General features: G+C 67.5%; 32 protein-coding genes. 14 read left to right on the top strand and 18 right to left on the bottom strand.

The annotated features are described in order from the left end of the window. Positions 1 to 69 precede the first annotated feature (69 nt). Positions 70 to 756: an endonuclease III gene (gene nth, locus ACZ522_RS15455; RefSeq protein WP_379697668.1), complete on the top strand. Its 687-nt coding sequence runs from the start codon at positions 70 to 72 to the stop codon at positions 754 to 756. A gap of 1 nt (position 757) precedes the next feature. On the opposite strand, the gene ACZ522_RS15450 is transcribed toward nth, so the two are convergent. The 3 genes from ACZ522_RS15450 to ACZ522_RS15440 form a co-directional block, all read right to left on the bottom strand. Then, positions 758 to 1,237 (bottom strand): DUF7321 family protein, encoded by a 480-nt coding sequence (locus tag ACZ522_RS15450; protein WP_379697670.1) that lies wholly within the window; start codon positions 1,235 to 1,237, stop codon positions 758 to 760. Between the two features lie 91 nt (positions 1,238 to 1,328). Then, positions 1,329 to 2,105: a TrmB family transcriptional regulator gene (locus ACZ522_RS15445; RefSeq protein WP_379697673.1), complete on the bottom strand. Its 777-nt coding sequence runs from the start codon at positions 2,103 to 2,105 to the stop codon at positions 1,329 to 1,331. 42 nt (positions 2,106 to 2,147) lie between these two features. Beyond that, positions 2,148 to 2,525, bottom strand: coding sequence for a DUF7344 domain-containing protein (locus ACZ522_RS15440; protein WP_379697675.1), 378 nt, complete (start codon positions 2,523 to 2,525; stop codon positions 2,148 to 2,150). A 216-nt stretch (positions 2,526 to 2,741) separates the two neighbouring features. On the opposite strand from ACZ522_RS15440, the gene ACZ522_RS15435 reads away from it, so the two are divergent. The 5 genes from ACZ522_RS15435 (at position 2,742) to ACZ522_RS15415 (ending at position 6,328) form a co-directional block, all read left to right on the top strand. After that, on the top strand, positions 2,742 to 3,602 hold the full coding sequence (locus tag ACZ522_RS15435) for a DUF7319 domain-containing protein (RefSeq protein ID WP_379697678.1): 861 nt from the start codon (positions 2,742 to 2,744) through the stop codon (positions 3,600 to 3,602). A gap of 69 nt (positions 3,603 to 3,671) precedes the next feature. Beyond that, positions 3,672 to 4,358 carry a plastocyanin/azurin family copper-binding protein gene (locus ACZ522_RS15430; RefSeq protein ID WP_379697681.1) on the top strand — a complete coding sequence of 229 codons (687 nt, stop codon included), beginning with the start codon at positions 3,672 to 3,674 and terminating at the stop codon, positions 4,356 to 4,358. Continuing rightward, a complete protein-coding gene (locus ACZ522_RS15425; RefSeq protein ID WP_379697683.1) occupies positions 4,358 to 4,744 on the top strand; it encodes a DUF7318 family protein in 387 nt (128 codons plus the stop codon). Before ACZ522_RS15430 ends, ACZ522_RS15425 begins: the two co-directional genes overlap by 1 nt. A 3-nt stretch (positions 4,745 to 4,747) precedes the next feature. Further along, a complete protein-coding gene (locus ACZ522_RS15420; protein ID WP_379697686.1) occupies positions 4,748 to 5,542 on the top strand; it encodes a cytochrome b in 795 nt (264 codons plus the stop codon). A 15-nt stretch (positions 5,543 to 5,557) separates the two neighbouring features. Further along, positions 5,558 to 6,328, top strand: coding sequence for a cytochrome b family protein (locus ACZ522_RS15415; protein WP_379697689.1), 771 nt, complete (start codon positions 5,558 to 5,560; stop codon positions 6,326 to 6,328). Between the two features lie 110 nt (positions 6,329 to 6,438). Here the strand turns inward: ACZ522_RS15415 and ACZ522_RS15410 are convergent, their stop codons facing one another. Both ACZ522_RS15410 and ACZ522_RS15405 read right to left on the bottom strand, forming a co-directional pair. Next, positions 6,439 to 6,588: a hypothetical protein gene (locus tag ACZ522_RS15410; RefSeq protein WP_379697692.1), complete on the bottom strand. Its 150-nt coding sequence runs from the start codon at positions 6,586 to 6,588 to the stop codon at positions 6,439 to 6,441. Between the two features lie 7 nt (positions 6,589 to 6,595). Continuing rightward, positions 6,596 to 7,858: an Nramp family divalent metal transporter gene (locus ACZ522_RS15405; RefSeq protein ID WP_379697695.1), complete on the bottom strand. Its 1,263-nt coding sequence runs from the start codon at positions 7,856 to 7,858 to the stop codon at positions 6,596 to 6,598. 397 nt (positions 7,859 to 8,255) lie between these two features. Between ACZ522_RS15405 and ACZ522_RS15400 the strand changes: the two genes are divergently transcribed. From ACZ522_RS15400 to ACZ522_RS15390, 3 genes are all read left to right on the top strand, one after another. After that, positions 8,256 to 8,639 (top strand): DUF7315 family membrane protein, encoded by a 384-nt coding sequence (locus tag ACZ522_RS15400; RefSeq protein ID WP_379697698.1) that lies wholly within the window; start codon positions 8,256 to 8,258, stop codon positions 8,637 to 8,639. Next, positions 8,632 to 8,907 (top strand): DUF7314 family protein, encoded by a 276-nt coding sequence (locus ACZ522_RS15395; RefSeq protein WP_379697700.1) that lies wholly within the window; start codon positions 8,632 to 8,634, stop codon positions 8,905 to 8,907. Before ACZ522_RS15400 ends, ACZ522_RS15395 begins: the two co-directional genes overlap by 8 nt. 133 nt (positions 8,908 to 9,040) lie before the next feature. Further along, on the top strand, positions 9,041 to 9,487 hold the full coding sequence (locus ACZ522_RS15390; protein ID WP_379697702.1) for a DUF7313 family protein: 447 nt from the start codon (positions 9,041 to 9,043) through the stop codon (positions 9,485 to 9,487). A gap of 104 nt (positions 9,488 to 9,591) precedes the next feature. Here the strand turns inward: ACZ522_RS15390 and ACZ522_RS15385 are convergent, their stop codons facing one another. Together ACZ522_RS15385 and ACZ522_RS15380 are read right to left on the bottom strand one after the other, a co-directional pair. After that, positions 9,592 to 10,395, bottom strand: a complete 804-nt coding sequence (locus ACZ522_RS15385; protein ID WP_379697704.1) for an NAD(+)/NADH kinase — start codon at positions 10,393 to 10,395, stop codon at positions 9,592 to 9,594. Between the two features lie 150 nt (positions 10,396 to 10,545). After that, the gene (locus ACZ522_RS15380) at positions 10,546 to 11,853 is read right to left on the bottom strand and encodes a M28 family peptidase (RefSeq protein WP_379697707.1); all 1,308 of its coding nucleotides are present in this window, start codon (positions 11,851 to 11,853) and stop codon (positions 10,546 to 10,548) included. A 132-nt stretch (positions 11,854 to 11,985) separates the two neighbouring features. Between ACZ522_RS15380 and ACZ522_RS15375 the strand changes: the two genes are divergently transcribed. Both ACZ522_RS15375 and ACZ522_RS15370 read left to right on the top strand, forming a co-directional pair. Continuing rightward, a complete protein-coding gene (locus ACZ522_RS15375) occupies positions 11,986 to 13,152 on the top strand; it encodes a thiolase domain-containing protein (RefSeq protein ID WP_379697709.1) in 1,167 nt (388 codons plus the stop codon). Beyond that, the gene (locus ACZ522_RS15370) at positions 13,149 to 13,529 is read left to right on the top strand and encodes a Zn-ribbon domain-containing OB-fold protein (protein ID WP_379697712.1); all 381 of its coding nucleotides are present in this window, start codon (positions 13,149 to 13,151) and stop codon (positions 13,527 to 13,529) included. Before ACZ522_RS15375 ends, ACZ522_RS15370 begins: the two co-directional genes overlap by 4 nt. A gap of 9 nt (positions 13,530 to 13,538) precedes the next feature. Here ACZ522_RS15370 and ACZ522_RS15365 read toward each other — a convergent pair whose 3' ends face one another. From ACZ522_RS15365 to ACZ522_RS15335, 7 genes are all read right to left on the bottom strand, one after another. Next, entirely contained in the window at positions 13,539 to 14,468 is a 930-nt protein-coding gene (locus tag ACZ522_RS15365) for an alpha/beta fold hydrolase (RefSeq protein ID WP_379697715.1), read from the bottom strand. A gap of 138 nt (positions 14,469 to 14,606) precedes the next feature. Continuing rightward, entirely contained in the window at positions 14,607 to 15,761 is a 1,155-nt protein-coding gene (meaB, locus tag ACZ522_RS15360) for a methylmalonyl Co-A mutase-associated GTPase MeaB (RefSeq protein WP_379697718.1), read from the bottom strand. Further along, positions 15,761 to 16,192, bottom strand: coding sequence for a cobalamin B12-binding domain-containing protein (locus tag ACZ522_RS15355; RefSeq protein WP_379697721.1), 432 nt, complete (start codon positions 16,190 to 16,192; stop codon positions 15,761 to 15,763). The genes meaB and ACZ522_RS15355 overlap by 1 nt, the downstream gene beginning before the upstream one ends. A gap of 42 nt (positions 16,193 to 16,234) precedes the next feature. Continuing rightward, on the bottom strand, positions 16,235 to 17,458 hold the full coding sequence (locus tag ACZ522_RS15350) for a GAF domain-containing protein (RefSeq protein ID WP_379697725.1): 1,224 nt from the start codon (positions 17,456 to 17,458) through the stop codon (positions 16,235 to 16,237). 102 nt (positions 17,459 to 17,560) lie between these two features. Then, entirely contained in the window at positions 17,561 to 19,360 is a 1,800-nt protein-coding gene (locus ACZ522_RS15345; RefSeq protein ID WP_379697728.1) for a S9 family peptidase, read from the bottom strand. A gap of 58 nt (positions 19,361 to 19,418) precedes the next feature. Then, positions 19,419 to 19,673 carry a hypothetical protein gene (locus ACZ522_RS15340; RefSeq protein ID WP_379697731.1) on the bottom strand — a complete coding sequence of 85 codons (255 nt, stop codon included), beginning with the start codon at positions 19,671 to 19,673 and terminating at the stop codon, positions 19,419 to 19,421. Positions 19,674 to 19,737: 64 nt separating this feature from the next. Beyond that, entirely contained in the window at positions 19,738 to 20,001 is a 264-nt protein-coding gene (locus ACZ522_RS15335) for an MTH865 family protein (protein WP_379697740.1), read from the bottom strand. Positions 20,002 to 20,110: 109 nt separating this feature from the next. Between ACZ522_RS15335 and ACZ522_RS15330 the strand changes: the two genes are divergently transcribed. Both ACZ522_RS15330 and ACZ522_RS15325 read left to right on the top strand, forming a co-directional pair. Beyond that, positions 20,111 to 21,166, top strand: a complete 1,056-nt coding sequence (locus ACZ522_RS15330; RefSeq protein ID WP_379697743.1) for a M42 family metallopeptidase — start codon at positions 20,111 to 20,113, stop codon at positions 21,164 to 21,166. Positions 21,167 to 21,279: 113 nt separating this feature from the next. Next, positions 21,280 to 21,942: a plastocyanin/azurin family copper-binding protein gene (locus ACZ522_RS15325; RefSeq protein ID WP_379697746.1), complete on the top strand. Its 663-nt coding sequence runs from the start codon at positions 21,280 to 21,282 to the stop codon at positions 21,940 to 21,942. 243 nt (positions 21,943 to 22,185) lie between these two features. Here ACZ522_RS15325 and ACZ522_RS15320 read toward each other — a convergent pair whose 3' ends face one another. Together ACZ522_RS15320 and ACZ522_RS15315 are read right to left on the bottom strand one after the other, a co-directional pair. Next, a complete protein-coding gene (locus ACZ522_RS15320) occupies positions 22,186 to 23,244 on the bottom strand; it encodes a glycosyltransferase family 4 protein (protein WP_379697749.1) in 1,059 nt (352 codons plus the stop codon). A gap of 94 nt (positions 23,245 to 23,338) precedes the next feature. Then, positions 23,339 to 23,965 (bottom strand): DUF420 domain-containing protein, encoded by a 627-nt coding sequence (locus ACZ522_RS15315; protein WP_379697752.1) that lies wholly within the window; start codon positions 23,963 to 23,965, stop codon positions 23,339 to 23,341. A 200-nt stretch (positions 23,966 to 24,165) separates the two neighbouring features. On the opposite strand from ACZ522_RS15315, the gene ACZ522_RS15310 reads away from it, so the two are divergent. Continuing rightward, positions 24,166 to 24,564, top strand: coding sequence for a hypothetical protein (locus ACZ522_RS15310; protein ID WP_379697754.1), 399 nt, complete (start codon positions 24,166 to 24,168; stop codon positions 24,562 to 24,564). An 89-nt stretch (positions 24,565 to 24,653) separates the two neighbouring features. Here ACZ522_RS15310 and ACZ522_RS15305 read toward each other — a convergent pair whose 3' ends face one another. Next, complete coding sequence (locus tag ACZ522_RS15305; RefSeq protein WP_379697758.1) at positions 24,654 to 25,700, bottom strand: NAD(P)-dependent glycerol-1-phosphate dehydrogenase; 1,047 nt, start codon at positions 25,698 to 25,700, stop codon at positions 24,654 to 24,656. An 82-nt stretch (positions 25,701 to 25,782) separates the two neighbouring features. Further along, complete coding sequence (locus tag ACZ522_RS15300) at positions 25,783 to 26,448, bottom strand: LysE family transporter (protein WP_379699895.1); 666 nt, start codon at positions 26,446 to 26,448, stop codon at positions 25,783 to 25,785. Positions 26,449 to 26,676 lie beyond the last annotated feature (228 nt).

Genomic DNA, 26,676 nt, shown 5'->3' with positions numbered 1-26,676 from the left:
CGCGCGGTGACGTTAGTTCTTCGCGTCCGAACCCGAACCACTCAACACCGCCCCGTCCCACTGGCGGATATGGGCACGCGCCTCGACTCTCGGGAGGAACAGGTACGCGAGGTACTCGACCGTCTGTACGAGGAGTACCCCGACTCCACCATCTCGCTGAACTTCTCGAACCGACTCGAACTGCTCATCGCGGTGATGCTGTCGGCGCAGTGCACCGACGAACGGGTGAATCAGGCGACCGAGGAACTCTTCGACCGGTACGAGACGGTGGACGACTACGCGGAGGCCGACGTGGACGAACTCTCCGAGATACTCGGCTCCGTCACGTACCACAACAGCAAGGCCGACTACGTCGTCAGTTCGGCGCGGACGATACGAGACGAACACGGCGGCGAGGTGCCCGACACGATGGACGAACTCACCGATCTGAAGGGCGTCGGTCGGAAGACGGCGAACGTCGTCCTCCAACACGGCTACGACGTGGTCGAGGGCATCGTCGTCGACACCCACGTCCAACGCCTCTCGCGCCGACTCGGCATCACCGAGGAGGAGACGCCCAAGAAGATAGAGACGGACCTCATGCCGGTCGTCCCCGAGGAGGACTGGCAACAGCTGACGCACCTGTTCATCAGTCACGGCCGGGCCACCTGCACCGCGCGCAACCCCGACTGCGCCGACTGCGTCCTCGAAGAGATCTGTCCCTCCTCGAAACTCGACCACGACGTGGACCTCGCGAGCGGCGAGACGTGGGACTGAGTCAGACGATGTATCCCGTGACGTACCGGTAGATGCCGAGTACCCACGCGAATATCCAGAAGAGGACGTACCCGAACACGCCGATTCGGAGGCGGCCACGCCACGCGCCCATGTTCTCGTGGAGGTCGTCTAAGTCGACGTCCTGGTCGGGGTTGTCGTACAGGTCCGCCTCGCGTTTGACCTGCAGGATGCGGACGATACCGGTGAGTGCGAACACCAGTAGCGCGTACGCCTGCAGGCCGAGAACCGCGTGCAGGGCGGCGAGTCCCCCGAACTGGTTGAACAACCGCGGAATCATCCACCCGACGACCGGAATCGTGTTGAGGACGAGACCCGGAACGATGAACTTCAGGTGGTAGGTGAGGACGCCCCACGTCACCGTCTCGGCGTCTATCATTATCCACGCGCCGTAGATGTAGAAGGGAAAACTCGCGGTGACCATCAGGGCCGCGCCCGTGGCGATGGCCGTCTCGGATACCATCAGACGGGATTGAACCCCGGCCGTCCTAAAGGGCCCGACTCCGCCGCGACGCGCGACCGGACGTGGAACGCCTACCCGCCCGCCGAAGCGATTAAGACTCCGTTAATCTGTCGTCGAGCAGTTCCCGGATCCACGCGGCGAACCCGTGGTCGTAGCCGTGAGACCACACCGCCGTCTCCCGCTTGCTCCACGGACCGTCCCCCGTTTCGAGACCGCTCGCGAGGACCGACTGCTGGTCGCCCATCACCAACTGACCCGGCCACTTGTCGACGACGGTGTTGGACTCCACGAGGTCGGGGATCACCCGAACGTCGGCACCGGGGGCGTGTTCCTCGATTCGGTCGCGGAGCGACTCTGAGGGGACTTCCGCGATGACGGTCACTCCGCGGTCGGCCGCCTCCGACAGTCCCTCCAGAATCGTCTCGGTGACGACCGATCCGTCCGCGACCAGATAGTGAATCCGGTCGTCCGCGTTCTCGAAGAGGGTCAAGATTCGGTCTTCGATGTGTTCCGCGTCCGCAATCGACCACGTGCCCTTCTGCTCTTGGGTCTCAGCCGACCCGACCCCCTCCAACGCCGCGTCGGCCTCCTCGACGTTCTCGTCGAACGACGAGCGCAGTTTCTCGAACGCTTGCTCCTTCGAGACGGCCCGGTACTGCCGCGGGTCCGACTGTTGGACGTCGACCAACCCGCGCTTGTGGAGTTTGTCGACGGTGTCGTACACCCGAGACCGAGGGACGTCCGACAGCTGGCTTATCTCCTTCGCGGTCGCTTGCTCAACGCGGTTGAGGGCGATGAAGCATCTCGCCTCGTACTCGGTCAGACCGAGGTTCCCCAACGCTTCGACGGCGTCCGGCCCGGTGTCCATAGGAAAAACGTGAGCGCTCGACTCACCTCAATCTAGCGACTCCTACTCGTCCGCGGCGAGGGAGTCGAGGATTCGCTCGATTCGGTGAGACTCCTCGTAGTAGACCAGATCCTGCTCTTGGGAGTACTCCGCCACCCCGACGTCGACGAGCTTGGGGATGTGCGCGTGATACAGCGAGAGATACACCTGCATCACGTCCTCCGCCGGAATCTCGGTGAGTGGCTGTTCCTGTTCCCGCACGGCGACTTCGTCCGCGAGGTCCGCCAGCGTCATCGGGGTGTCGTACTCGCTGAGACAGCGAAGGGCGAACCGGCGACGCTGGTCGGTGAGGACGTCGAACAGCGAATCGAGGCGGGAGGCGGGAGCGGAACGCGAGTCGGCTATCGACTCCTCATTCCTCCTCGGGGTGGAATCGCTCACAACGTGTGCAAGAGGGGTGACGAAGTATAAACAAATTGTGAGTCCTCCCGGAGTATGTTCACCGTTCTTACTGTAGTGACAACCGAACACCCCTATCTAGGAACCAAACGTTCAGATAGTCGTGTACTTCCGACCGATACGTCTCATTACTCGTCGCGGAGACGCGTCCGAGGAACGTCGGGGTGCTTATGCGGCTTCGGGACGGAAGGTGGGGCAATGAGTGACGCCGAGGACGGACGGGGTGACGACCAGCCTCCGGACTCGGAGGACTCCGAAGCGGAGTCGCTGCGGGCGTTGCGAGAGGAAGTCGAGGAGAAGTACGACTTCGATAACTTCGGCCCCGAGGACATGGCGAAGATGTCCCTCGACGAGTGGGAGGCGGCGTTCGACCCGGACACGTGGATAACCGGCGAGGAGCTGTTAGACCGCGTCGAGCGGGAACTGAAGAGCCGAATCGCCTATCGAGAGGTGTTCGCCGTCCTCGAACGCGTCGAACGCGACGGTCAGGACCAGTTGCTGGTGTACTCCGACGAGGGGTACGCCGTCGTCTACCCCGACGGGAGCATCGAGGGCCGAGGGACGGTCCTCCGCGACGTGAAACCGACCGTCGCGCTCTGCTCGATGGAGGACTACGAGGTGGACGACCCGCCGGAGGACGTGACGCTCCCCCGGCCGGTGGACGTGACGGAGGGGAGCGGCGAGTTCGGCAACCTGATGTTACAGGTCGTCGCCGGCGCGCAGATGCTCGTGGGAGTCGGCCTCCTGACCGTGTGGCTGTTCTTCCCCGCCGTGAACGGCCTCTTCGGAACCTCGCTGCCGACGGTGAGCACCATCTTCGCGCCCCTCGTCGCGGGCGTGTTCCTCGTCATCGGGTTCTTCCTGTTTCTCGTCGTCGCCAACGCGCGCCTCTCGGACCGGTTCCGCGCCGAGGAGTACCGGAACCGACTCCGGGCGGTCGGCGCGGAGGAGGGGGACCGCCCCGACTTCCTCCCGTTCGACGAGTCGGGTGGTCCGCGCGTCGAACCTCGGGGAGACGACGCCGACGCCACCGCAGAGGGCAAATCCGAGGGAGCCTGAACCGGCGGCATCGGGCGGTGCGGCGGCAGTCGGTGGGTTTAAGCGCATTCCATCCTGAGAAAATCGTGTATGAAAAGGCGGGACTTTCTGAGAGCGGCAAGCGTCCCTGCCGCGGCCGCGACGGCGTCTGCCGCCGCCGGCGTGACCGCCGCCCAAGAGGGCGGCACCACGACGTCCGCTGGCGGAACCGGAACCGCATCCGGTACGGGCACCTCGTCCGGAACCGCGCAAGGGACGGGTACCGGAACTGGAACCGGCACCTCCGGCGGCGGTGGAGGCGGCGGCGGTGGCGCGACGAAGACCGTCGAAGTCGGCCCCGGCGGTGACCTCGTATTCAAGCCCGGCACGGACCAAGCGCTGGAGATAGCGCCCGGAACGACGGTTGAGTGGGTCTGGAAGTCGGACAACCACAACGTCGTCCCCGACGCCCAACCCAGCGACGCCAACTGGTCGGGTCACGAACCTATCGAGAACTCCGGGTTCTCGTTCAGCCACACGTTCGACGTACTCGGCGACTACGAGTACTACTGTCAACCCCACCAGTCCGCCGGGATGGTCGGGACGATATCCGTCGTCGAGAACCCCAGTAGCGGCGGGGGCGGCGGCGAGAAGGAACTCCACGAACTCGGCGTACCCATTCAGGCCCACTGGGTCGGCGCGGCGACGATACTCGGAATCATCGTCACCGTGGTGTTCACGTTCTACATCCTGAAGTATGGCGAGTCCGCGAACACCGGAACGGGGAGGAACGGATAATGTCCTCCTCGGGCAGCACCTACGGGGATATCCACCGGTACGAACCGGCGAGAGAGAGCACCGCCGCGGCCATCGCCATCGTTCTCCTCACCATCATCGAAGTGGTTTTCGTGTTCCTGTTCAGTTACGGCCTCGTCTCCGGCTGGGGTCTCAGCGACACCGGGAACATGTTCCTCGGCGGCATCCTCGCGGTCATCTTCATGGACCTCGCGTTCATCCTCGCGCTCTACCGCAAGGAGTTCCTCCCGGACGTGATGATCGTCAAGAAACGCCGTCGCAAGTGGGAGGACCTCTACATCCGAGAGGAGGACGTAGACGGCGTGCCGTTCAGTACGGGCGCGTGGGACCAAGTCAAGCGGGCCATCTACCCGTACTACAAGAGGTAATTCATGAGCTTAGAACGAAAAGACGAGTACGACCACAAGGACTGGATGAAGAAGAAGGACCTGACTCCGGTCGAGTCTACGTTCCTGATGACGCTCATCTGGTTGGACAAGCGCCTCCGCATCGTGGACTACCTGGAGCTGATGGAGACCCTCTACTACCGGGTCAACCTCCAGATGCCCAAGAGCCACACCGAGCAGTACGACCTCGACAACAAGTTCTGGTACTGGTATCCGCTGTACACGCTCGGACTGTTCTCGACGCTCGCGTACGTCGTCGCGGCGATAAGCGGCGCGCTCTTGGGGTTCTACTACTCCCCGGCGGCGACCGGCGACCCGACGGCGGCGTACAGTTCCATCGAGTTCATCATGACCGAACTGCAGTTCGGCTTCATGCTCCGGTCCATCCACCGGTGGTCCGCGCAGGTGATGGTGGCGGCGGTGTTCCTCCACATGCTCCGCGTCTACTTCACCGGCGCGTACAAGGAGCCCCGCGAGCTGAACTGGCTCATCGGCATCATCCTCATCAGCCTGACGATGGTGTTCGGGTACACCGGGTACCTGCTCCCCTGGGACCAGCTGGCGTACTGGGCCGGACAGATCGGCGTCGAGATGGCGCTGTCCATCCCGCTCGTCGGCGAGTGGGCGGCGCAGTTGCTGTTCGGCGGCTTCTCGCTGAGCCAGTCGACGCTACAGCGGATGTACATCATCCACGTGTTCCTGCTCCCGTTCGTCGTGACGACGCTCATCGCCATCCACATCGGTATCGTGTGGGTGCAGGGAATCGCAGAGCCGCACTAAGATAGGACAACAACAATGAGCGACACCGAATCCGACGCAGACGAAACGCAGGTTCGCACCGACGGCACGGGCATCGTCGCGCCCGACGACGAGACGCCGACGTGGAGCGAACGCAAACAGCGCAGCGACGGCCTCTCGCGCCTCACGTACGAGTACTTCGAGCGCTCCCGCCGCGAGGACCAGGACCTGCGTCAGGAGTCCGACTACGTCGAACGCGACGTGTTAGGCTTCCCGACGTGGCCCCACGAGATGATTCGCAACCTCTCTATCGCGAGCTTCTTCGTCGGCATCATGCTGTTCCTCTCGGCGACGATGCCGCCGCACATCGGCGCGCCGGCGAACCCCAGTTCCACGCCGGCTATCATCCTGCCGGACTGGTACCTCTACTGGTCGTTCGGCCTGTTGAAGCTCGGTCCGCTGAACCCCGAGTTGGCCGTCCTCGGCGGGCAGAAGCTGACGGCCGACCGGACGTACGGGGTGTTAGCGAACGTCGTCGTCGTCGGCATCATCGCGATGGTGCCGTTCCTCAACAAGGGTAGCGCGCGACGGCCGGTCGAACAGCCGTTCTGGGCGGCCGTCGGCGTCGGCGGCGTCACCTTCGCGTTCACCATCTCGATACTGGCTATCAAGAACTTGGTGCCGATGAACGTGGACTTGCTGTTCGACCTCACGTTCATCCTCCCCATCGTGATGTTCTTCGTCACCTACGCCGTGCTGAAGACGATGCGCGAAGGGTACATGTACGGCCTCAACAAGCGCTACTACCGCCTCCGCCCGCCGCGGTAACCGCCCCACGGACTGCCGTTTTCGTTCGGGTCACGCCCGAACCGGGTCGGACGTTTTTCGGAGGGATCGACGCGTACCGACGAGCGTCGTCTCCGTCGCCCGCGAGTTCGTCACGCGACGAGGTACGCGCCGACGTCCATCAGGACGACGCCCGACGCGAGTTTCAGACGGGTGGGGTCGATGCGGGCCGTCTCCCACCCGACGACGAGGCCGATAGCGACGAGGGCTGCGAGGACGGCGGACGGAACCGCGGGACCCACGGGACGCTCAGAACCCTCCCGTCGAGATGAGTCCGAGGAAGTCCCGAATCGACAGCGCGGCCAACACGACCGCGAGCAGTACGAGGAGCGCGTTGACGACGTTCAGCTTCCACCCGTTTCGGTACTCGCCCATCGTCTCGCCGTCGTTGACGGCCCAAAAGAGGAGGACGGCGGCGACGGGCAGCGAGAAGATGCCGTTGTACATCGGAAACAGGATGACCATATCGACCACCGAGAGGTTCAGGACCGAACTCACGACCGGCGAGAGGACGCCGATTCCGGTGCCGAGGGAGAACAGGAGCGTGAACAGCCGGGTGTCCCTCGGCGAGTCGTACCCGGCGGCCTGCGGGACGATGTACGCCGGCGTCCACATGATGGGGATGATGCTGTTGAAGGCGGCGGCGATGACGCCCCCAATGAACAGCACCATCGCCCACGTGCCCAGCACCTCCACCAGCGCCCTCCCCGGGGTCATGAACGTCTCCAGCGACGTGTAGCCCATCGGGCGCAGAAGCGCTGCCGCGGCGATGAGGATAGCGACGGTCGTGACGCCGCCGACGGCGTAGCCGACGGCGAGGTCCCTGCGCGCGTCCGGGAGGTCGCTCTCGTCCGTCCAGCCCTTCGTGTGGACGAGAATCGATTCGAGGAAGAAGTTCGGCCACAGCGCGGTCGTACCGAGGATGCCGGCGGCCATCGTCAGTGCGCCGAGGGAGTCCGCAGTCGGGACGAACCCGAGCGTGATCGCCGCGGGGTCCGCACCGCTCGGAAGCGCGACGACGACGTAGACGACCATCAGCGCCAGCATCATCCCGATCATCAGGTTCTCCACGGCCTCGTAGTTCAGCAGTCCGACGAGAATCGCGGCGACGGTCGTCACGACGGCGATGGGCTGCCAGCCAACCGCCCCGCCGAGCAGGAAGGAGACGCCCGCACCGACGGCGGCGACTAACCCGAGGGTCCACGCGACGCACCCGATGGAGAGGAACACCGCGATCGCCGTCGCCGCCGGTCGTCCCATCTTCCGGCGGACGAACACCATCAACGACTCCCCGTGGATTCCCAAGCGGGCGCTCATATTCTGCGCCATGAATCCGAGCAGGGCGGCGCCGAGGACGGCCCACAGGAGCGTGTAGCCGTGTACCACGCCGGCTTGGCTCGCGATGTACACGGAGCCGGAACCGAAGTAACTCGCGACCATCACGAACGCCAAGCCGTACTTCTGTATCAGTCCGGTCAGCACGTCCGGAACCGCAGCGTGTCGTATACTCATAGATGAGGTGGTCCCCTCCTCGCGGACGCCGAGCAGAGCCGTCGCTCGAAAGCGCGTTTGTCGTGCGACCAACGGATGCCTGGGAACGTCGCCGACGGCGTTCGTCGTCGCCGGGCACCGACGGATGCCGTCCGCGAGTCGCCGCGCCGAATCGAACGCGAGCGCAGCGTCAGGGGTCGCCGTACGATCAGCGTCCGGTTCAGTTGGGGAACTGCCCGAAATAGCGCAGTTAGTCGGTTAAGGGTTCTGTCGAACTGTTTAACCGTGCGCCGGGTGAGCGCGCGAAACTCTCGGCCGGTCAGCCGCTTCTCGGGCGTCCGCTACGGCCCCCTCGCGGGACGCGTCGGCGCGACGGCACACGGAAAGGCCCTTCTCCCCCCTGTGCGTACTGTCGCCGATGACAGACGGAGACGGCCCCGGCGACTCCGCGGCCGGTTCGACGACGCGAGACGGGCGGCGGGACGTCGTCGTCCCGATGCGACTGTACAAGACGGTGACGGTGTTCTCGACGCTCATCGCCGTCGTCTGCGTCGTGTTCGGCTTCATGCTTCTGGACGCCGCGACGCTGAACGTCAGCTTCCTCGGCGGCATCGTCCGGGGGGGCCTCTCGGCGATCGGAGTCTCCGTCGGCGACGGCGTCCTGAGCACGGCGTTGGCCGTCGTCGCTCTCGGGATTATCGGGTTCGGGGCGGGCGTCTACACGCTCGGGACGAGATTCCGCGCTCGCGGAATGGGAAAGTCTCAAGAGGACTCCAACGAAGATTCAGACAACAATGGCTGACGAGTTCATCAAGGGGCTCGGTATTTTTACCGGAGCGGGTCTCGCGTGGATGGTCCTCGCGGGCTGGTACCGGACGAGCAGTTTCGAGAGCAGCAAACAGCTCATCGAACCGGTCCAAACCGAGTCGATGACGATGTTCGACACCATCGGCGTCATCCTCTTGGACGCGTTCCTCTGGTTCGCCCTCCTCGGTGTGCTCACGTTCTGGGTGCTCATCCCGGCGGGCCGGCAGGCCAAACGGGCGATAGAGAACCGCCGCGCGCAGTAACCGACCCGACCGCCCCTTCTCCGCTTCGTCACGTCGCAGTCCGACAGCGAGTCGCATCTCGCCGCCCGCGCCGTCCGCCACCGCTCTGACGCGATTGGAAAAACTCTAATGACTCGTCTACCGAGAATGGAGTATGCAACCGCTACAGTTCGCTGTCCCGCTCGGCGCGCTCGAGGTGCTGGAGCCGTACATCAGGTACATCATCTTGGGCCTCGTCCTCGTCAACATGGTGACGCGGGTTCTCGCGCACCGGAAGCACGTGAACCAAGCGGAAGACGGCGAGGACGACGAGGAGCTCTCGCGGTTCCTCCCGCACAGCATCACGACGGTGTTGCTCATCCTCGCGTCGTTCACGCTGTTGCTCATCGAACCGCACGGAGGGATGGTCATGTCCATCCTGGCGCTCGGACTGTTCCTCACTGACTTCTTCGAGTACGAGTCTCGTCGCGTCGAGGCCCGAACCGACAAGAAAATCGAGAGGCCGAAGGCCGCCGTCGGCGCCTCGGTGCTCCTGTTGTTCTACGCCGCGTTCCAAGCCCTCTTCTTCCTCGTGGAGGGCTACTGGAACGCCGTCGTCTGAACGCGCGTTCCGCCCGTTGAGCGGGAGACGCCGGTCGTCGGTTCGACCGGCGACCCGCCGTAGCGGTCTCCTCCGAGAACGTCTTCTGTAGCGGTCGGGCCGACTCAGGATCGCGTCCGACCGGCCGTCCCCGGGACGCGGAGGAGCGGAACCTCCCCGTCGGCGTCGATTTCGACCGGAACCTCCGGCGGCACGTCCCGGACCACCTCGTCGTCGAGGATGAGCGAGACGGCGGCGTCGTCGCGCCGCACCGACAGCGTGACCGGCGGTCGAAGCACCCACGAGTCGGTCGCCGTCGCGTAGGGCGCGACGGGAACGACGGCCAGACCGGCGTCCGCGTCGAGAACGGGGCCTCCGGCGGCGCGGGCGTACCCCGCGCTTCCGAGCGGAGTCGCCGCGACGACGCCGTCGGCCCGGAACGAGTCCACCTCCGCGCCCCCCTCGACGTCCGTCGGGCCGCCCGAAGGAGGCCGCTCCGCGACGGCGTACTCGGAGATTCGAGCGGGCTCGCTCGTCATCAGCGTCACGTCCGTCAGCGCGCGCCCGGCCGCCTCCCCGCCGACGCGGACGCTCACCGTCGGGTGGCGAACCGTCCGCGCCTCGTCGGAGCGGACAGCCTCGACGGCCAGTCCGACCGCCGACGAATCGAGCGAGTGTCGGCCGTAGCCGGCGTCGACGGGGAGAACCGGCGGGGTTTCGCCGTCGACGCGGGAGAGAAGCGCCGCTTCCCCGACGGCGAGGACGGCGTCCACGTCGTCGGCGTCGGCGTCGAACGAGACGGCGTCGAACGGGACGTCGGCGGCGACGCGCGCGGCGACGACGCCGCCCGCCTCTTCGACGGCGGCGGTCACCGCGGACGCCTCCGAACCGCCGCGGACGACGAACGTCGGTGCGTCGTCGCCGCTCACGTTCGTCCCCCCGCCGACGCCGCGGTCCCCCGCTCGCAGGTGCGAGACATCGTCACCGGATACGCCGCGACGCGGTAAAAGAGTCGGCGGTTCGGCGGGGCGCGCCCGACGGGGCGCGCCGGCGGCGAGTCGTCCGCGCCGGGGGCCGGTTCAGTACGGCCAGTCGCCGGTAATCTTCATCCCCTCGGCGTGGTCCTCGGCTTCGAGGGCGGCGGCGATGTCCTCCGGCGCTTTCTTCGGCACCTCGGTGTCCTCGTCGGCGAGTTCGACGGTCAGTTCGGTCAGGAGGATGGCCTGTTCGCGGAGCGTCCGCGGTTCGAGTTTGTCGAGGGTGTCGGCGAACGTGTGCCCCCACCCGCGCCCGCGGCCCTCCGACTCGCTTGCGACCATGTAGCCCGGCACGCCGTGTTGGACGAACGGCCAGTGGTCGCTGTGCGGCATCTGTTCGGGGACGGTGGACATCGGGTGGTCGAACCGCTCGGACACCGCCTCGACGGCGTCGCCCAGGGCGTCGAATCCGTGGGTGTAGAAAGAGAGCGTCCGCCCCCCGCCGACGCCGTCGTTGTTCACTATCGCCTTGATCCGCTCTCGGTCCTCGCCCATCCGGTCGGACTCGCGGGCCGACCCGACGAGGCCCACCTCCTCCGCGCCGAAGCAGACGAACCGGACGTGCGCGTCGAGTTCCTCCTCGCGGGCGGCGAGTGCGCGCGCCACCTCGACGACCATCGCGGTGCCCGCGCCGTTGTCCAACGCGCCCTCCGCGATGTCGTGGGCGTCGAGGTGGCTCGTGACAAGAACCTCCTCCTCGGTGTCGGGCCCGAGTTCGGCGTGGACGTTGCCGCTCTCTGCGGGGTACGCCTCGCACTCGACGGAGACGGTGACGTCCTCGCCCTCGAACCGGCGGGCGAGTCGCGCGCCCACCTCCTTGCTGACGCCGACGGCGGGGATGTCGCCGATGGGCGACTCCTCGGTGCCGACGCTCCCCGTCGGGGGGAGACAGCCCTGGACGTGGTTGCGGAAGACGAACGCCGCCGCGCCCGCCTCGACTGCGTGGTAGTACTTCTCGCGGCGGTGGATGAACCGCTCGTAGTGGTCCGGAACCGTCGAGGACACCATCGCCACCTTCCCCGAGAGGTCCCGATCGAAGTCCTCGGGCAGGCCGTAGCCCAGATCGACCAACTCGCCGGACGCCTCCTCGGACGGACTTCGGGGGAGGGCGATGCAGTCCTGTTCAGTGTCGCCCGCGCGGACGACGCTCTCGCCCCGGTCCCACCCCTGAATCTCGAACGCGTCGATGCGCGCGTCGCGCGCGCCGACGTCCGAGAGGGCGTCCCGCGTCAGTTCCATCGCCTCGCGCTCTCCGGGGTGGCCGGCCATCCGGTCGCCGATATCGACGAGCGACCGGAGGTGGTCCCAGCCGACGTCGCTGGTGAACGTCTCCGCAATCCACTCTGCCATGACGCTCCGTCCTCCCGACGTACGAATACCCGTTACGGTGTCCCACCCAGTGCGCCGGTTTCCCCCCTCGCCGTCGGATCGCGGTGCCCGCGACCGGCAGGTTCTTACCTCATTTATCACGTACGTTTCGGCATGACAGACGTTCGAATCGCGGGCGTCGGCCTCACGCGGTTCGGTCGGCACGCCGACCGGACGGGACGCGACCTGTTCGCGGAGGCCGCACTCGCGGCCCGCGAGGAGGCCGGCGCGCCCCGAGACGACTTCGAGGCCGTCCACTACGGGAACTTCATGGGCGCACTCGCGGAGCGACAGGGACACCAAGGCCCCCTCGTCGCCGAGGCCGCCGGTCTCGACGCGCCGGCGACCCGCCACGAGTCCGCCTGCGCCTCCTCGGGCGTGGCCGTCCGCGAAGCGGTGAGGGGAATCCGCTCGGGCGAACACGACGTCCTCCTCGCCGGGGGGATGGAGCGCATGACGAACCTCGATACGGCCGCCGTCACCGAGTCGTTGGCCATCGCCGCGGACGAACTGTTCGAGGTGCGCGCGGGGATGACGTTCCCCGGCGCGTACGCCCTGATGGCCCGCGCGTACTTCGAGGAGTTCGGCGGGACGCGCGAGGACCTGGCGCACGTCGCCTCGAAGAACCACGCGAACGCCGTCGCAAACGAGTACGCGCAGTACCGCCGCGAGGTGAGCGTCGAGGAGGCACTCGACAGTCCGCCCGTCGCCGACCCCCTCCACCTGATGGACTCCTGCCCCATCACCGACGGCGCGAGCGCGGTGGTCCTCGTCAGCGACGAGTACGCCGAGGAACACGGGATAGACGCGCCCGTCGCCGTCTCGGGGACCGGGCAGGGCGGCGACAAGTTCGCCCTCCAGGACCGTCGGTGGCTGAACCGGACGCCCGCCGCGCGAACGGCCGCGGAGGCGGCCTACGACGACGCCGGAATCGGGCCGTCGGACGTGGACGTCGCGGAGGTCCACGACTGTTTCACCATCGCCGAAGTGCTGGCCCTCGAAGGACTCGGCCTGTACGACCGCGGCGAGGCCGTCGGCGCGGCGCGACGCGGCGAGACGACCCGCGACGGCCGCCTGCCGGTGAACCTCTCCGGCGGTCTGAAGGCGAAGGGACACCCCGTCGGCGCGACGGGGTGCGCGCAGGTGGTCGAGATGGCGCGCCTCCTCCGCGGCGACCACCCGAACAGCGACGCCGTGCCGGACGCGCGCGTCGGCGTGACCCACAACGCGGGCGGGACGGTCGCCAGCGCCGTCGTCCACGTGTTGGAGGTGCGCGGATGACGGACTCGGGCTTCGACGAGTGGATCGCGGCCCTCGGCGCTACCGAGGGATTCTACCTCGCGTGCCCGGAGGGCCACGGGTCGCTCCCGCCCCGCCGGACGTGTCCGCACTGCGGCGCGACGGACCTGCGGGAGGAACCCCTCCCCGAGGAGGGGACCGTCGAGACGTACACCGAGGTGCACGTCGCGGGACCGGACTTCGCCGGGCTGACGCCGTACGTCACGGCCATCGCGTCGTTCGGGCCGGTCAGACTGACCGGCGCATTCGGCGGTCTGTCGGACGACCCGCCGGACCCGTCGGTGGGACGGCGCGTGTACGCGGACGCCGAGGAAAATCCGAACACGGGCGAGTCGGTGGTCGTCCTCCGACCGGTGTGAGGCGTCGGCTCAGGCGGGGACCGCCAGATCCTCGCGGACGGTGCGGACGAACTGGTCGGGGAACTCCACGTGCGGGAGGAGTTTCGTGTCGTCGAAGACGACGAGTTTCGCGTCCGCCTTGCTCGCGAGGACGCGCCCGTCGCGGAGCGGCGTAATCTCCGCCTCCCGGCCCCACACGAGCGTCGTCGTCGCGTCGAGTTCCGAGAGCGCCTCCGTCAGATCGACCTCCGAGTTGAGATAGCCGCTGACGAACGACGCCGGGGCGAACCGCGCGTTCGGTTGGTGGGCCGTCCGCCACTCGTACTCCATCCACTCCTCGCTCGCCTTCGAGAGGTCGTAGTAGCCGTGGTCGGCGTTGAAGTAGCGGATCGCGGGCTTCGACCCCAGCAGGTTGAACAGGGCCTCGCCGACCACCGGGACGCGGAGGAGTTCGCGGACCGTCTCGGTCGGTTCCGGGCCGCCGCGCGTCGTCGGGCAGACGAGCGTCAACTGCGAGATGTCCGTCTCATCGGCCACCGCGGCGACGTACGCCGACGTGAGCGAGGAGGCGACCACCGCCGGGTCGTCGAACGCCGCGAGGAAGTCGCCCGCGAAGTCCTCGTAGAGGGCCGCCGAGTACCGAAGCGGCGGCCGGTCGGACATCCCGAACCCCGGCAGGTCCGGCGCGACGACGTGGTAGTCCTCCGCCAGCGCGTCGAACACCTCGCGGAACTCGCCCGATGACGCGGCGGCGTTGATGCCGTGCAGGAGGACGAGGTCCTGCGCCTCCTCGTCGCCCGCCTCGGTGTAGTGGACGTCGATGCCGCGCCACCGGAACGTCCGCTGGTCGCCGGAGAGCGCGGGATCCAGCGACGGCGTCCGACGCGAGAGGACGCGGTTCGTGGCGGCGGCGATGCCCACACCGACGGCGACTGCGCCGACTGCGTTTCGGAGTCTCATGCTGGGTGAAATACGCGTGCGACGCTCTTATATTATCACGCCGATCCGTACCGGATCGCCGGAGTTAGGCGGCGCTTAGCCGTCCGAGGGCGGTTCTCCGCCCCCCGGTTCGTCGCCCGGACGCCGGTCGAACGCCGGTCAGGAGTCGTCGCGCCGCGCCTCGACGCACTCCCGAATCGGTCGCAGGACGTCCTCGGCGACGGCGTAGGGGTCCGTCTCCCTGTCGGCGACGCGTTCCGCGAACGCCGCCGCGCCGCCGCGCCGCCGCAGTTCCTCCTCCACGATGGCGTTCGCGTCGCTCCGCAGGAGTTGGCGTATCTCCTCGGCGTAGCGCGTGCGCTCCAGTTCCGCGCGCGCGCCCGTCCGGTCGAGAAACGCCGCGTGGGAGTCGAGCGTCTCCACCAGTTCCTCGACGCCGTCGCCCGTCGTCGCCACCGTCTCGACGACGACGGGTTCCCACTCCTCGGCCTCCGTCTCTCGGCCGTCCGCCTCGCTTGCCCCGTCGTCCGCCTCGCTCCCTCCGTGACCCGCCCCGTCGCCGGGGACGGAGTCGAAGCCGCCGACGGCGTCGCTCCCGTGGTGGCCCGAATCGAGCATCGCGCCGGGGTTCTCGCGGAGGTGGATCATCTCCTCCAGTTCGGCGACGGTCCGGGGCGTCCCCTCCATGTCGGCCTTGTTGACGACGAACACGTCGCCGATTTCGAGGATGCCCGCCTTCAGCATCTGCACGTCGTCGCCGCTTCCGGGTTGGACGAGGACGGTCACGGTGTCGGCGGTGCGGACGACGTCCACCTCGTTCTGCCCCGCGCCGACCGTCTCGACGATTATCTTGTCCTTGCCGAACGCGTCGAGGGCCTTCACGGCGTCCGACGTCGCCGTCGAGAGGCCACCGAGTTGCCCCCGAGCGCTCATCGACCGGAAGAACACGTCCATGTCGCCGACGTTCGACGCCATGCGGATTCTGTCGCCGAGGACCGCGCCGCCGGAGTACGGCGAGGAGGGGTCCACCGCGATGACGCCGACGGTCAGTCCGGCGTCGCGGTACGCCTTCGCCAGTTTGTCCACGAGCGTCGATTTCCCCGCGCCCGGACTCCCGGTGATGCCGATTACGTCCGCGCCGCCGGTGTGGGCGTGCAGACTCGACACGAGTTCCCTGTACCCCGGCGAGCGGTTCTCTATCTCGGTGATGACTCTGGCGAGTGCGCGGTGTCGCCCGGCGAGGAGTTCGTCCACCAGGTCCGGGTCGGCGTCCGCCTCGCTGTCGCGCCCGCCTCCGCCGTCCGGTCCGACCATCAGTCGCGGCGGGGGGCGTTCTCGCGCACGAACTCGATGGTCTCTCTCATCGAGGTGCCCGGACCGAACACCGCCGCGACGCCCATCTCCTTCAGTTTCTGGCGGTCGTCGTCGGGGATGATGCCGCCGACGAGGACGAGCGTATCGTCGAACGCGCCGTACTCTTCGAGGCCGTCTATCACCTTCGGGACGAGCGTGTTGTGGGCCCCCGAGAGGATGGAGAGGCCGAGGACGTCGACGTCCTCTTGGACCGCCGCTTGGACGATTTCGTCCGGCGAGCGGTGGAGTCCGGAGTAGACGACTTCGAATCCGGCGTCTCGGAAGGCGCGGGAGATGACGTGCGCGCCTCGGTCGTGCCCGTCGAGACCGACCTTGGCGATGAGACAGCGGATGGTTCGCTGTTGTTGGCCGCGTTCTGCGTCGGCGCTCATAGGGGACGTTTCGCCGGCGTTCGGTTTGACTCTAACGGACGTTCAGGACGAATACTCGGTCCCTGATTCGTCGGTCGGCACCGCCTCGGGGACGTAGACGAGGTAGCCCGACGCCGACAGGCCGATCCGTTCGAGCGGAACGAGCACCACGGTGAACGAGTCGGACCCCTCCTCGCGGACCGGTCGCTCTATCTTTCGATCCACCAGGTCGGCGTCCCGGAGGCGGTCCGAGACGAGTCGCCGTTCCTCCGCCGTCGGGAACGCCGTCGCCGCGTCCGCGCCGAGTGCGTCCGCGGCCTCGGGGAACGTCCGCTCGTAGGCGGCGTTTATCTCGCGGACGGACGCCTCCCCGCGCCGTTCGGCTTCGACGTACGCGACGGGCACCGGAAGCGCCTCGAAGAACGCGTGGAACCGGTCTCGCTCGTCCCGGAGGGCCGCCTCGCGTTCGAGGCGGGCGAGCGCCTCGTTCGTGTACCCCGCGAGGGTTTCGAGGAACTCCACGTCCCGTTCGTCGTAGGCGTCGGCCTCCTTCGTGACCACTTGGATGACCCCCTGCTCGCCGACGGGGACGCTCACGACGGAGCGGAACCCCCGCTCTTTGAACGTCGCGTCGGGGTCCCCCTGCATGTCGGCGACCACCTGCGGTTCGCCCGCGCGGAGCGTCCGCCCCGCGATACCCTCGCCGATGCCGATGGGACGTTCCGCCTCCATCGGCAGCGTCGAACGGTACGGGACGATTCGGTCGTCCTCGACGAGTGCGACGATGCAGAAGTCGAAGTCCAGCGCGTCGTTGGTCGCCTCGACGGTCCGATCGCAGACGTCGCGGACCGTCTCGCAGCCGGTTATCCGCTTCGCGTAGCGGGAGAGCGCCGTCAGTTTGGCGTTGACCTCTTCGAGGTGGTTCGTCTCCCTGCTCTGGGACACCTCCGCCTGGACGCGGGCGGCCAAGTCGTCGATGCTCGCCGACGGGGGGACGACGGCGTCTACGTGGGTGCAGAGCACCTCCTCGCCGTAGACGACCAACGGAATCGAAGGGTCCGTCTCCGAGACCGTTCGGATGAGGTCGGGGTCCGCGCCCACGGAGACGACGCAGTCCACCGTCGGACCCAGCTCGCGGAGGTACTCCGCGGCGGTCGAACTCGACCTGACGACGGTCTGGCCCGGGAGGCGGGCCGCGAGCGACGACGTGAGGTCGGACTCGCGGGAGACGGCGTCGCCGCCGGTCGTCACGACGAGAACGCGCGTATCGCTCGGTCCGGAGGGCATTCTGGTACGTATCACGCCTACTCTCTCTTAAACGGTTCTACTGAGACGGGTTTCGCGCCGAGTAGGAGCGCTCTCGGGACCGGAGGCGCTTCGGTTCCCCGCTCAGACGTGCTCGTCGAGGAAATCGACTATCCGGGAGTACGCCTCGACGCGGTTCTCCAGCTTCGAGAAGCCGTGGCCCTCGTCCTCGAAGATGAGTTCCCGGACGGGGACGTGTGCGCTCGCCTCCTCGACGAGTTGGTGCGCCTCCGAGACGGGGACGCGCGGGTCGTTCTCGCCGTGCAGGACGAAAAGCGGCGCGCGAATCCGCTCGATGTTGTTCAGCGGCGAGATGGACTGGAGGAACTCGCGGTCCTCCTCTAAGGACCCGTACTCGGCCTCGCGGAGTTCGCGCCGCCAGTCGCCCGTGTTTTCGAGGAACGTGACGAAGTTGGCGATGCCGACGATGTCCACGCCCGCGGCCCACAGGTCGGGGTACTCCGTCATCGACGCCAGCACCATGAACCCGCCGTAGGAACCGCCCATGGCGACGAGTCGGTCCGGATCCACCGCGGGGTGGTCGTGAAGCCACTCCACCGCCGCCTCGATGTCCGCGACGGAGTCCATGCGCTTCTCCACGTCGTCTAAGTGGCCGTACGCCTTGCCGTACCCCGCCGACCCGCGGACGTTCGGTTCGAAGACGGCGTACCCGTGCGCGAGGAAGTACTGCTTCACCGCGCTGAACGACGGCCGGCGTTGGGACTCGGGGCCGCCGTGGATGTCCACGATGACGGGCGTGTCGCCCTCGCCGGTGTCGGTCTGGGGTAACGAGAAGAACGCCGGTATCTCCCGCCCGTCGAACGTCGGGTAGCGGACGAGTTCCGGTTCGACGAACGACTCTCTCGGGATGCCCGCCGTCGCCGCGCGGGTCCACCGTTCGGCCTCGCCCGTCTTCGCGTCCACGACGTACACGTTCGTCGCGTCGGTGCTCGTCGTCACCGTCAGGGCGAACCGGTCGCCGTCGGGGCCCCACGAGACGCCGCCCGCGACGCCGCGCGGCACGTCAGGTTCGGAGGACGGGTCGATTCTGTCGGGCGCGGTGAGTTCGCCCACCGTGAGTCGGGTGTAGCCGTCCGCGTTCCGCGAGTAGGCGACGCGGCGGGAGTCCTCGTCTATCGAGACGCCGTCTATCTCCCACTCGTCGTCCGAGACGACGAGCGAGAACTCGCCGGTGTCGATATCGACGCGCCACAGGTCGAGCGTGTCGCTCTCGCGGTCCGAGACGAGGTAGACGCTCTCGCCGTCGGGACCCCACGAGGCGCTCTGGAAGCGCACCGTCCCCTCGTGGGGCGTGAGGTGCGTCACCTCGCCCGATTCGATATCGAGGACCGAGACGTCCTGGTCGAAGTTCGAGTACGCCTCCGAGACGATGAGCTTCGCGTCGTCGGGCGACCACCCGCCGAGGGTGAGCCACCCGTCGCCCTCGTGGACGAGTTCCGCCCGTTCGCCCCTCTCGTCGCGACCCTGCACGTACACGTCGAAGACGGACTCCTCGCGGCGGTTCGAGGTGAACGCGACCCTGTCGCCGTCGTGGCTCCACCCCCCCCAGCGGTGCTTCGCGTCCGGCATCGCGGTGAGGTTCGTCACCTCGCCCGTGCCGGGGTCGTAGCGGAACAGCTGCTGACGCTCGTTGCCGCCCTCGTCCATCCCGAAGGCGAGTTCGTCGCGTTCGGGCGACCACGAGGCGAACGTGACGCGTTCGTCGTAGAAGGTCTGCTGTTCGGGCCACACGCCGGGTTCCGTTATCGTCCAGACCTGCGGCACGCCCGTCGTGTCCATGAGAAACGAGAGGCGCTCCCCCTCGGGACCGAACGACGCGCCGTAGGCGCTTCTGACGTTCAGATACCGCTCGATGTCGTGCACGGGGGAACGTCGGGGGCCGGCGAGGAAACGTTTCGGGTGGTCGGGGCCGCGTCCGCCGTCAGTAGCTCCGGAACTCGCGTCCGACCTCGGTCAGCTTCGGGCGGAGTTTGTCCGTCGCGAGCAGGTACGCGAAGGTGAGCGCAACCGCGCCCATGACCGCGGCCCACGCGGCGAGCTTCGGTTGGCCGCCCTGCGCGGTGGCGACGGCGAAGGACTCCGCGTAGAGCGCCGCCGCCGAGAGGCCGAGCGACCCGGCGCCGTAGAACAGTAGTTCGAGGAGTTCGGGAAGGAGTTCGAGTAACGCAGTCGTCATTACCGACGCGTCCCGAGCGACCGGCTGAAGTTCTTTCGGTCGTCGGACGGGATTCGACCGCGACTCAGAGCATCCCTTCGGCCTTCAGGCCCTCGATGATGTCGTCCACGAGGGTATCGACGTCATCGTAGGGGAAGCTCTGGTGGCTTCCGAGCTTCGCGGCCATCTCCATCGCGGTGAAGCTGACTTCGCCGTCGTTCGCCTCGAAGCGAGTGCCCGGCCCGTTCGGGAGGGCGGGGACGAGGTCCATCTGGTTTTTCACGGGGAAGTCGGCACCTTCGAACGCGTCTCGAAGTTCGGAGCGGAGTTCCGATTCGGCGTCTGCCATGGCACCCAATGGTCACATGAGGCGCAAAAGCGTTCCGGAACCACGGCAAACGAGTTTACCGTTCTACCGGGACGCGAGTCTTTTTGCGGCGGCGTCGGGAAGGGAGTCCATGGCCGACTACGAGTTCGACTTCGACCTCCTGAAGGAACTGACGGAGACGAGCGGCGTCCCGGGGTACGAGGACCGCGTCCGCGACGCGGTTCGCCGGGAGTTCGAATCGAGCGTGGACGAGGTTCGCTCGGACGCGATGGGAAACGTCGTGGGCACCATCGAGGGCGACGGGGACTACGCCGTCGCCGTCGCCGCCCACATGGACGAGATAGGCTTCATGGTGCGTCACGTCACCGACGACGGGTTCGTCCAACTCGACGCCCTCGGCGGGTGGGACCCGCGCGTCCTGAAGGCCCAACGCGTCCGCATCCACACCGAGGACGGCGACGTGCCGGGCGTCATCGGGTCGCCGCCGCCGCACACCCTCTCCGAGGAGGAGAAGGAGAAGGCCCCGAAAGTTGAGGACGTCCACGTCGACGTGGGCCTCTCCGCCGAGGACGCGAAGGACGCGGTATCCGTCGGCGACGTGGTGACGATGGAGCAGACGACGGTGGAGATGGGCGACGTGGTGACGGGGAAGGCCCTCGACGACCGGGTCTGCCTGTTCTCGATGCTCGAAGCCGCGAAGCGAATCGAGGACCCCGACGTGACCGTCCACTTCGCCGCGACGGTGCAGGAGGAGGTGGGACTCCGCGGGGCGAAGGCCCTCGGCGTCGATATCGACCCGGACCTCGCCATCGCACTCGACGTGACCGTCGCCAACGACGTGCCCGGGTTCGAGGCGGGCGACCGCGTGACGGAGCTCGGCGAGGGGACGGCGATAAAGCTGAAAGACGGCAGCGTCATCACGAGTCCGAAGGTCCACCGCCGCCTCCGGTCGGTGGCCGAATCGGAGGACATCTCCCACCAGATGGAGATCCTGCCCGCGGGCGGCACGGACACGGCGGGCTTTCAGAACACCCACGGCGCGAAGCCGGTCGGCGCGCTCTCCGTGCCGACGCGGTACCTCCACACCGTGACCGAGAGCGCGCACGTCGCCGACGTGGACGCGACCATCGACCTCCTCGCGGCGTTCTTAGAGAGCGAGACGGGCGAATACGACTACGCCTACTGAACCGTCGCCGACGGCCGTCGCGCGTCGCCGACAGTCGCCGCCGGGGGACGGACCCCCCTCTCCGCGAGCCGTAAACCAAAGTATTCACTACAGCCGACTCCCAACCCCCGACTATGACTGACGGCAACGCGGAGATGTCCCGTCGTGCCTTCCTTCGGACCGCCACCGGGGCGACGGCCGTCGCAGGAGCGGCAGGGACCGCCGCGGCGCAGGAAACGGGTACGAGCACGGCGTCCGGCGGCGAAGGGACCGGAACCTCGGGCGGGGGAACCGGAACCTCCGGCGGCGGCAACGAATCCTCCGGCGGCGGAGGCGGTGGCGGTGGCGGCGGCGGTACGCAGACGATAGAGGTCGGTCCCGGCGGTGACCTCGTGTTCAAGCCCGGTACCGACCAACCGGCGCAGGTGACGCCCGGCACGACGGTCAAGTGGGTCTGGAAGTCGGACAACCACAACGTCGTCCCCGACACCATCCCCGACGGCGCGAGTTGGTCGGGTCACAAACCCATCGAGAACTCCGGATTCACCTACAGCCACACGTTCGACACCCTCGGCACGTACGAGTACTACTGCGAACCCCACCAGTCCGCGGGCATGGTCGGGACGCTCGAAGTCGTCGAGTCCATCTCGACGCCCGCGCCCGAGCAAGTGCCGTCCGTCCCCAACTCGGCGAAGACGCTCGGCGTCGCCACCACGTTCGCGATGGTCGCCACGCTCGGTCTGGCGTTCTTCTTCCTGAAGTACGGCGGCGACTACGAACTCGACGACGAGGAGTAATTCCGACCGCCTTTCTCCGATTTTTCGGCCCCGAGAGCGGTCAGCTTCGCTGGCTCGTGAGGCGGGAGCGGTGCCGTCCTATCGTACCGCGACGAGCGAGCGTCAGCGAGCGAGTCGCGGCCTTTTTGGGTCCAGCGTTTTTGGCGGGGTTCGAGGCGACGTCGCCGAACTTCGTTCGGCGGCCCACCGGACGCAGTCCGGTGACGGCATCGCCGTCGCCGAGGACCCCGTGAAAAAGGGTGGTTAGAAGTACCCGTAGTCCTCGACGGCCTCGGTGTAGCAGTCCACGTACTGCCGGACCACGGTCGAGTGGTCGTAGTCGGCGAACGCCTCGTTGACCGTCATCTCGTCGGCGCGGGCGGCGACGGCGATTTCGCGCGCGAGTTCCTGCGGACTCGTCACGCGGACGCCCCGGTCGCAGTTCTCGACGAGTTCGTGCGCGCTGGACCGCGCTTGGTACTCCACGAGGGCGACGCACCCGCAGGCGAGAGCCCACAGCAGTTCGTTCGCGAACGGTTCGACGGCGGCGGTCTGTGCGAACACCCGCGCGCCTTTCATGACGGGGACGAACTCCTCCGGCGGCAGGTCGCCGAGGAACTCCACCCGATCGTCGATGCGGAGTTCGGCGGCCGTCTGCTTGGCGGCGTCGAGTTCCGGGCCGTCGCCGACGACGGCGGCGCGCCAGTCCCTGTCGCGCAGTTCCGCGAGGGCGAGGAAGAACGACTCGACGTTGGCGTGCTCGTCGATGTCGCGGGCGTACACCATGTCCGCGCGGGCCTCCACGTCGCTCTCGCGGACGAGGTCGAAGTCGATGGACTCCGGGACGACGCGGACGGACTCCTCGGACGCGCCGTACTCCCGGACGTGGGTCTTGACCATTCGGGAGGGGGCGATGACGCGTTTCGCCGCGCGCGCGGCGCGCTTGCTCGCGCCCTTCGAGTCCTCCTCGCGTTCGTCCCACCAGTCGACGACCACCGGCGTGCGGAGGAACCGCGCCGCCGTCTTCGCAGCGGTGACGTGGGAGGGCGGACTGTTGGCGGCGTGGACGACGTCGGGCTTGACGCGCCGGAGGGCGAAGGGGAGTTTCGAGGCGAACGACCCCACCGAGGGCGTCTCGGTGACGGCCGCGTACGTCACGTCGTCCTGTTCGAACTCTGACACGTCGCCCTCCCACCACCGCGCGCAGAGGACGGTCACGTCGTGGCCGCGCGCGGCGAGGAGTTCCGCCGTCCGCCGCGTCCGTCTCGTCGCACCGTCGGCGCGACGTTGCTCGGTGTACATCGAGACGAACGCGATTCGCATATCCCACGGCTTGTCTCCGTCCGATAAAAACCCTCAGCATTTCCGCGTGCGATTCGAGGCGGTTCAAGCGGTGCCGCGACGCTCGCCGCCCGCCTCAGAGGGGGGCGGCGACGAGTGCCGCCGTCGCGGATTCGACGTACTTCCAGCCGTAGAGGTGGTTCAACAGGAAGTACGTGACGACGCCCAGAGACAGAGAGAGGAGCCACGACCCGGCGGCGATACGGCCCACGCGTCGGTGCGGCGTGTCGCGGCGCAGTTCGCCCGGCGAGTGCGTCACTCCGAGGACGAGTGCGTAGAGGACGACGGGCACCGCGACGATGGAGAGGAGGATGTGTATCGCCAGCATGGCGAGGTACGGGTAGTAGACGGCCGTCGGGCCGACGAACTCCTTGGTCCCGCCACCGCCTATCTTCGCGAGGTACATCACGAGGAAGACGAGGATGAGGGCGAACGAGGCGACCATCGCGGCGGCGTGCTTCCGCACCTCGTCGCGCCGAATCCACCGCCACCCGGCGGCGATGACGACGACGTTCACCGCGTTCACGAGGGCGATGGCGTCCGAAAGCAGGTTCACCTCGGCCAAAGACAGGTCGGGGAAGACGGTGCCGGGGACGTACCCGAGGAACGTGCCGACGACGAGGCCGTAGCCCACGACGGAGAGCACCGCCGTCACCGCCGCGGGGTGTTCCTTCACCGGATTGTCGGCGCTCGCGGTTGCCATACGGGCGACTTCGAAAGGAACCGCCTTCCGTCTTCGGATTCCGGGCGGGGTTTCGCGGCGCGGTTCGGCCGCGTACGCGGTCAGTCGCCTACTTCGACCGAAACGAGAATCGAGACGGCCTCCTACGGATTCGGGCCCCCACGTACACCGCTAACGCCCGGTAGAGACGATATTTAGCGGAGCGACGGTCGCTACTCGGTGTGCCCTCCTCGAAACGGATAGTCGCAGGGAGCGTGCTCGGAATCGCGTGGGGAGTCACCGAACCGAGGATGTTCGAGGGCTTCTTTTGGCTGCATCTGGCCGCGGCGGGGGCCGCGCTTGCCGTCCTCACCGTCGCGGTTGTCGGATACGGCCCCGTGAGACACCGGAACCTCGGGACGATTGCCGTCGTCCGGACGGTTACGACGGGGTCGTTCGCCGCCGGGTATCTCGTCTACGCCTACCGGTTCGGTTTGAGAGGTTCCCGGGTACGCCTCTGGCGGGACCGCTCCGACGAGTCGTCACCGGAGGTATCGTCAACCGCCGGCCGAGAGAACACCGCTGAGAGATGCTACGGGAAGTTCCGTACTGTACTGTACCGCGACGAGCGAACGGAGTGAGCGAGTCGCGGCCTTTTTGGTCCAGATTTTTGGAGGGGGTTCGAGCGTGCTGGAGGCACGCGAGGACCCCCTCGAAAAAGGTGGGGGCGTTAGATTACGCCCGTGAACGTCGCAGCCTCTATCGCCGCCTCCTCACTGACGCCGTCGCCGAGGATGGTGTACCGGTCGCGGATAGTGTGGGCGGTGGTCAGCGCCTCGATGACCGTCTCGTCGGAGATACCGAGTTCCGAGGCGGTGGTGGGAGCGTCCATCGTATCGAGAGCGTCGCGGATGTCGCGCCACTCGCCCTGTTCGCCGCTGTGGAGGTACTCGGTCACGATGGACCCGACGCCGACTTGGTGGCCGTGGAGGGCGCGGCCGGGGACCAAGCGGTCGAGTTGGTGCGAGAAGAGGTGCTCCGCGCCGGAAGCGGGCCGCGAGGACCCCGAGATGGACATGGCGACACCCGAGGAGACGAGCGCTTTCACGACGACCCACGCGGACTCTTCGAGGCCCTTCTTGATGGAGTCCGAGTTGCCGACGAGCATCTCGGCGGTCATCTGCGAGAGCGCGCCCGAGTACTCCGAGTACTCGACGTTCTTCAGGCGGTGGGCGAGTTGCCAGTCTTTCACCGCGGTGTAGTTCGAGATGATGTCCGCGCATCCGGCGGTGGTGAGTTCCCACGGCGCGTCCGCGAGAATCTCCGTGTCGGCGACGACGGCCAACGGTGGGTCGGCGGCGACGGAGTGGCGGGTGTCGCCCTCCGGGATGGAGGACCGCCCGGAGACGATGCCGTCGTGACTCGCCGCCGTCGGCACGGAGATAAACCCGCAGTCGAGGCTGTCGGAGGCCATCTTCGCGGTGTCGATGGCCTTGCCGCCGCCGAGGGCGACGAGATAGCCCGCGTCCATCTCCCTTCCCGCCTCAATGACGCGTTCGACGGAGTCGAAGCTGGCCTCCGAGATGGTGATCGTCGTGGGGTCGTCGAACTGGGCGCGAACCCGGTCGCCCGCGATGTCGTTCGGCGTCGGACTCGTCACCAGTAGCGGCCGCCCCGAGAGGTAGAGTTCCCCCACCGCCGCAGAGAGTTCGTCCAACACCCCGTGGCCCACGAGGACGTTCCGCGGGAGCTGAATCCACGTCGATTTGTCGAACATACGTGCCTCTCTTCGGCGACGGTTCATACCTTTTCTCGTCCGGAACGGCCGACGACGGTGACGACGGCCGGGGGACGGCCGCTCAGAGCAGACCGCCCGCCGCCTGCGAGAGAAAGAGGACGCCGAACCCCGTGAGGACGACGGCGCTGACGCCCGCGACGACGGGCGCGAAGGCGTCCACGCGCCGTTCCGCGCCGACGAGCGCCGCCGGGAAGCCCATCACCCAGAGGACGATACCGCCGAAGAAGCCGACGACGAGCGCCGGCGACCCCGTCTCGACGACGAGCGTCCCGGCGAGTTCGCCGCCGACGTACGGCGTCTCCGCGAGAACGTCCAGCGTGCCGGGCTTCAGCAGTCCGACGCCGATGGTGAGCCAGAACAGAATCTGGTAGGGGTTCGTCAGGGCGAGGAGGAACGCCTTGCCGAACCCGGTGGTCGCCCGCGACTCCACGGCACCCTCCGTCGCGGCGTTCCCGTCGTCCGTGGCGTCCGCGCCGCCGTCGCCGCGAGCGTCCGCTCCGAACGAACTGCGAACGTCTCTGGCCGCGCCGTACGCGAAGTAGAGCATGAGGACGCCGCCGACGCCGACCATCGCCGCGCGAACCGTCGGGAACCGTTCGACGAACGCGACGACGCCGAGGGCCGCGAGGACGAAGAAGATGGCGTCCGCCGTCATCGCGCCGAGTCCGGCCTTGAACCCCGCGAACCACCCGCGGAGAACGCTCTCCTCGGCGATAATCGCGTTCATCGGACCGGGCGGCGCGGCCAACGCCAGCCCGAAGACGACGCCGGCGAGGAGAGAGGGAGCGAGATTCGTCACGTCACGCGACTACGCGAGACCGTACAAAAAGCACACGGAGACAGAACGGGAGACCGCGGTACGACGGCGGGGCGAACCGGACGGGTCCGGCCCCGACCGGACGGAACCGGTCCCGAGTGGACAGAACCGAACACGAGGGGAGCGAACCCGACACGA

Source organism: Halopelagius fulvigenes (genome assembly GCF_055398025.1).
Note: the sequence above shows the minus strand (reverse complement) of the source record. Positions and strands in the feature narration are given on the sequence as shown.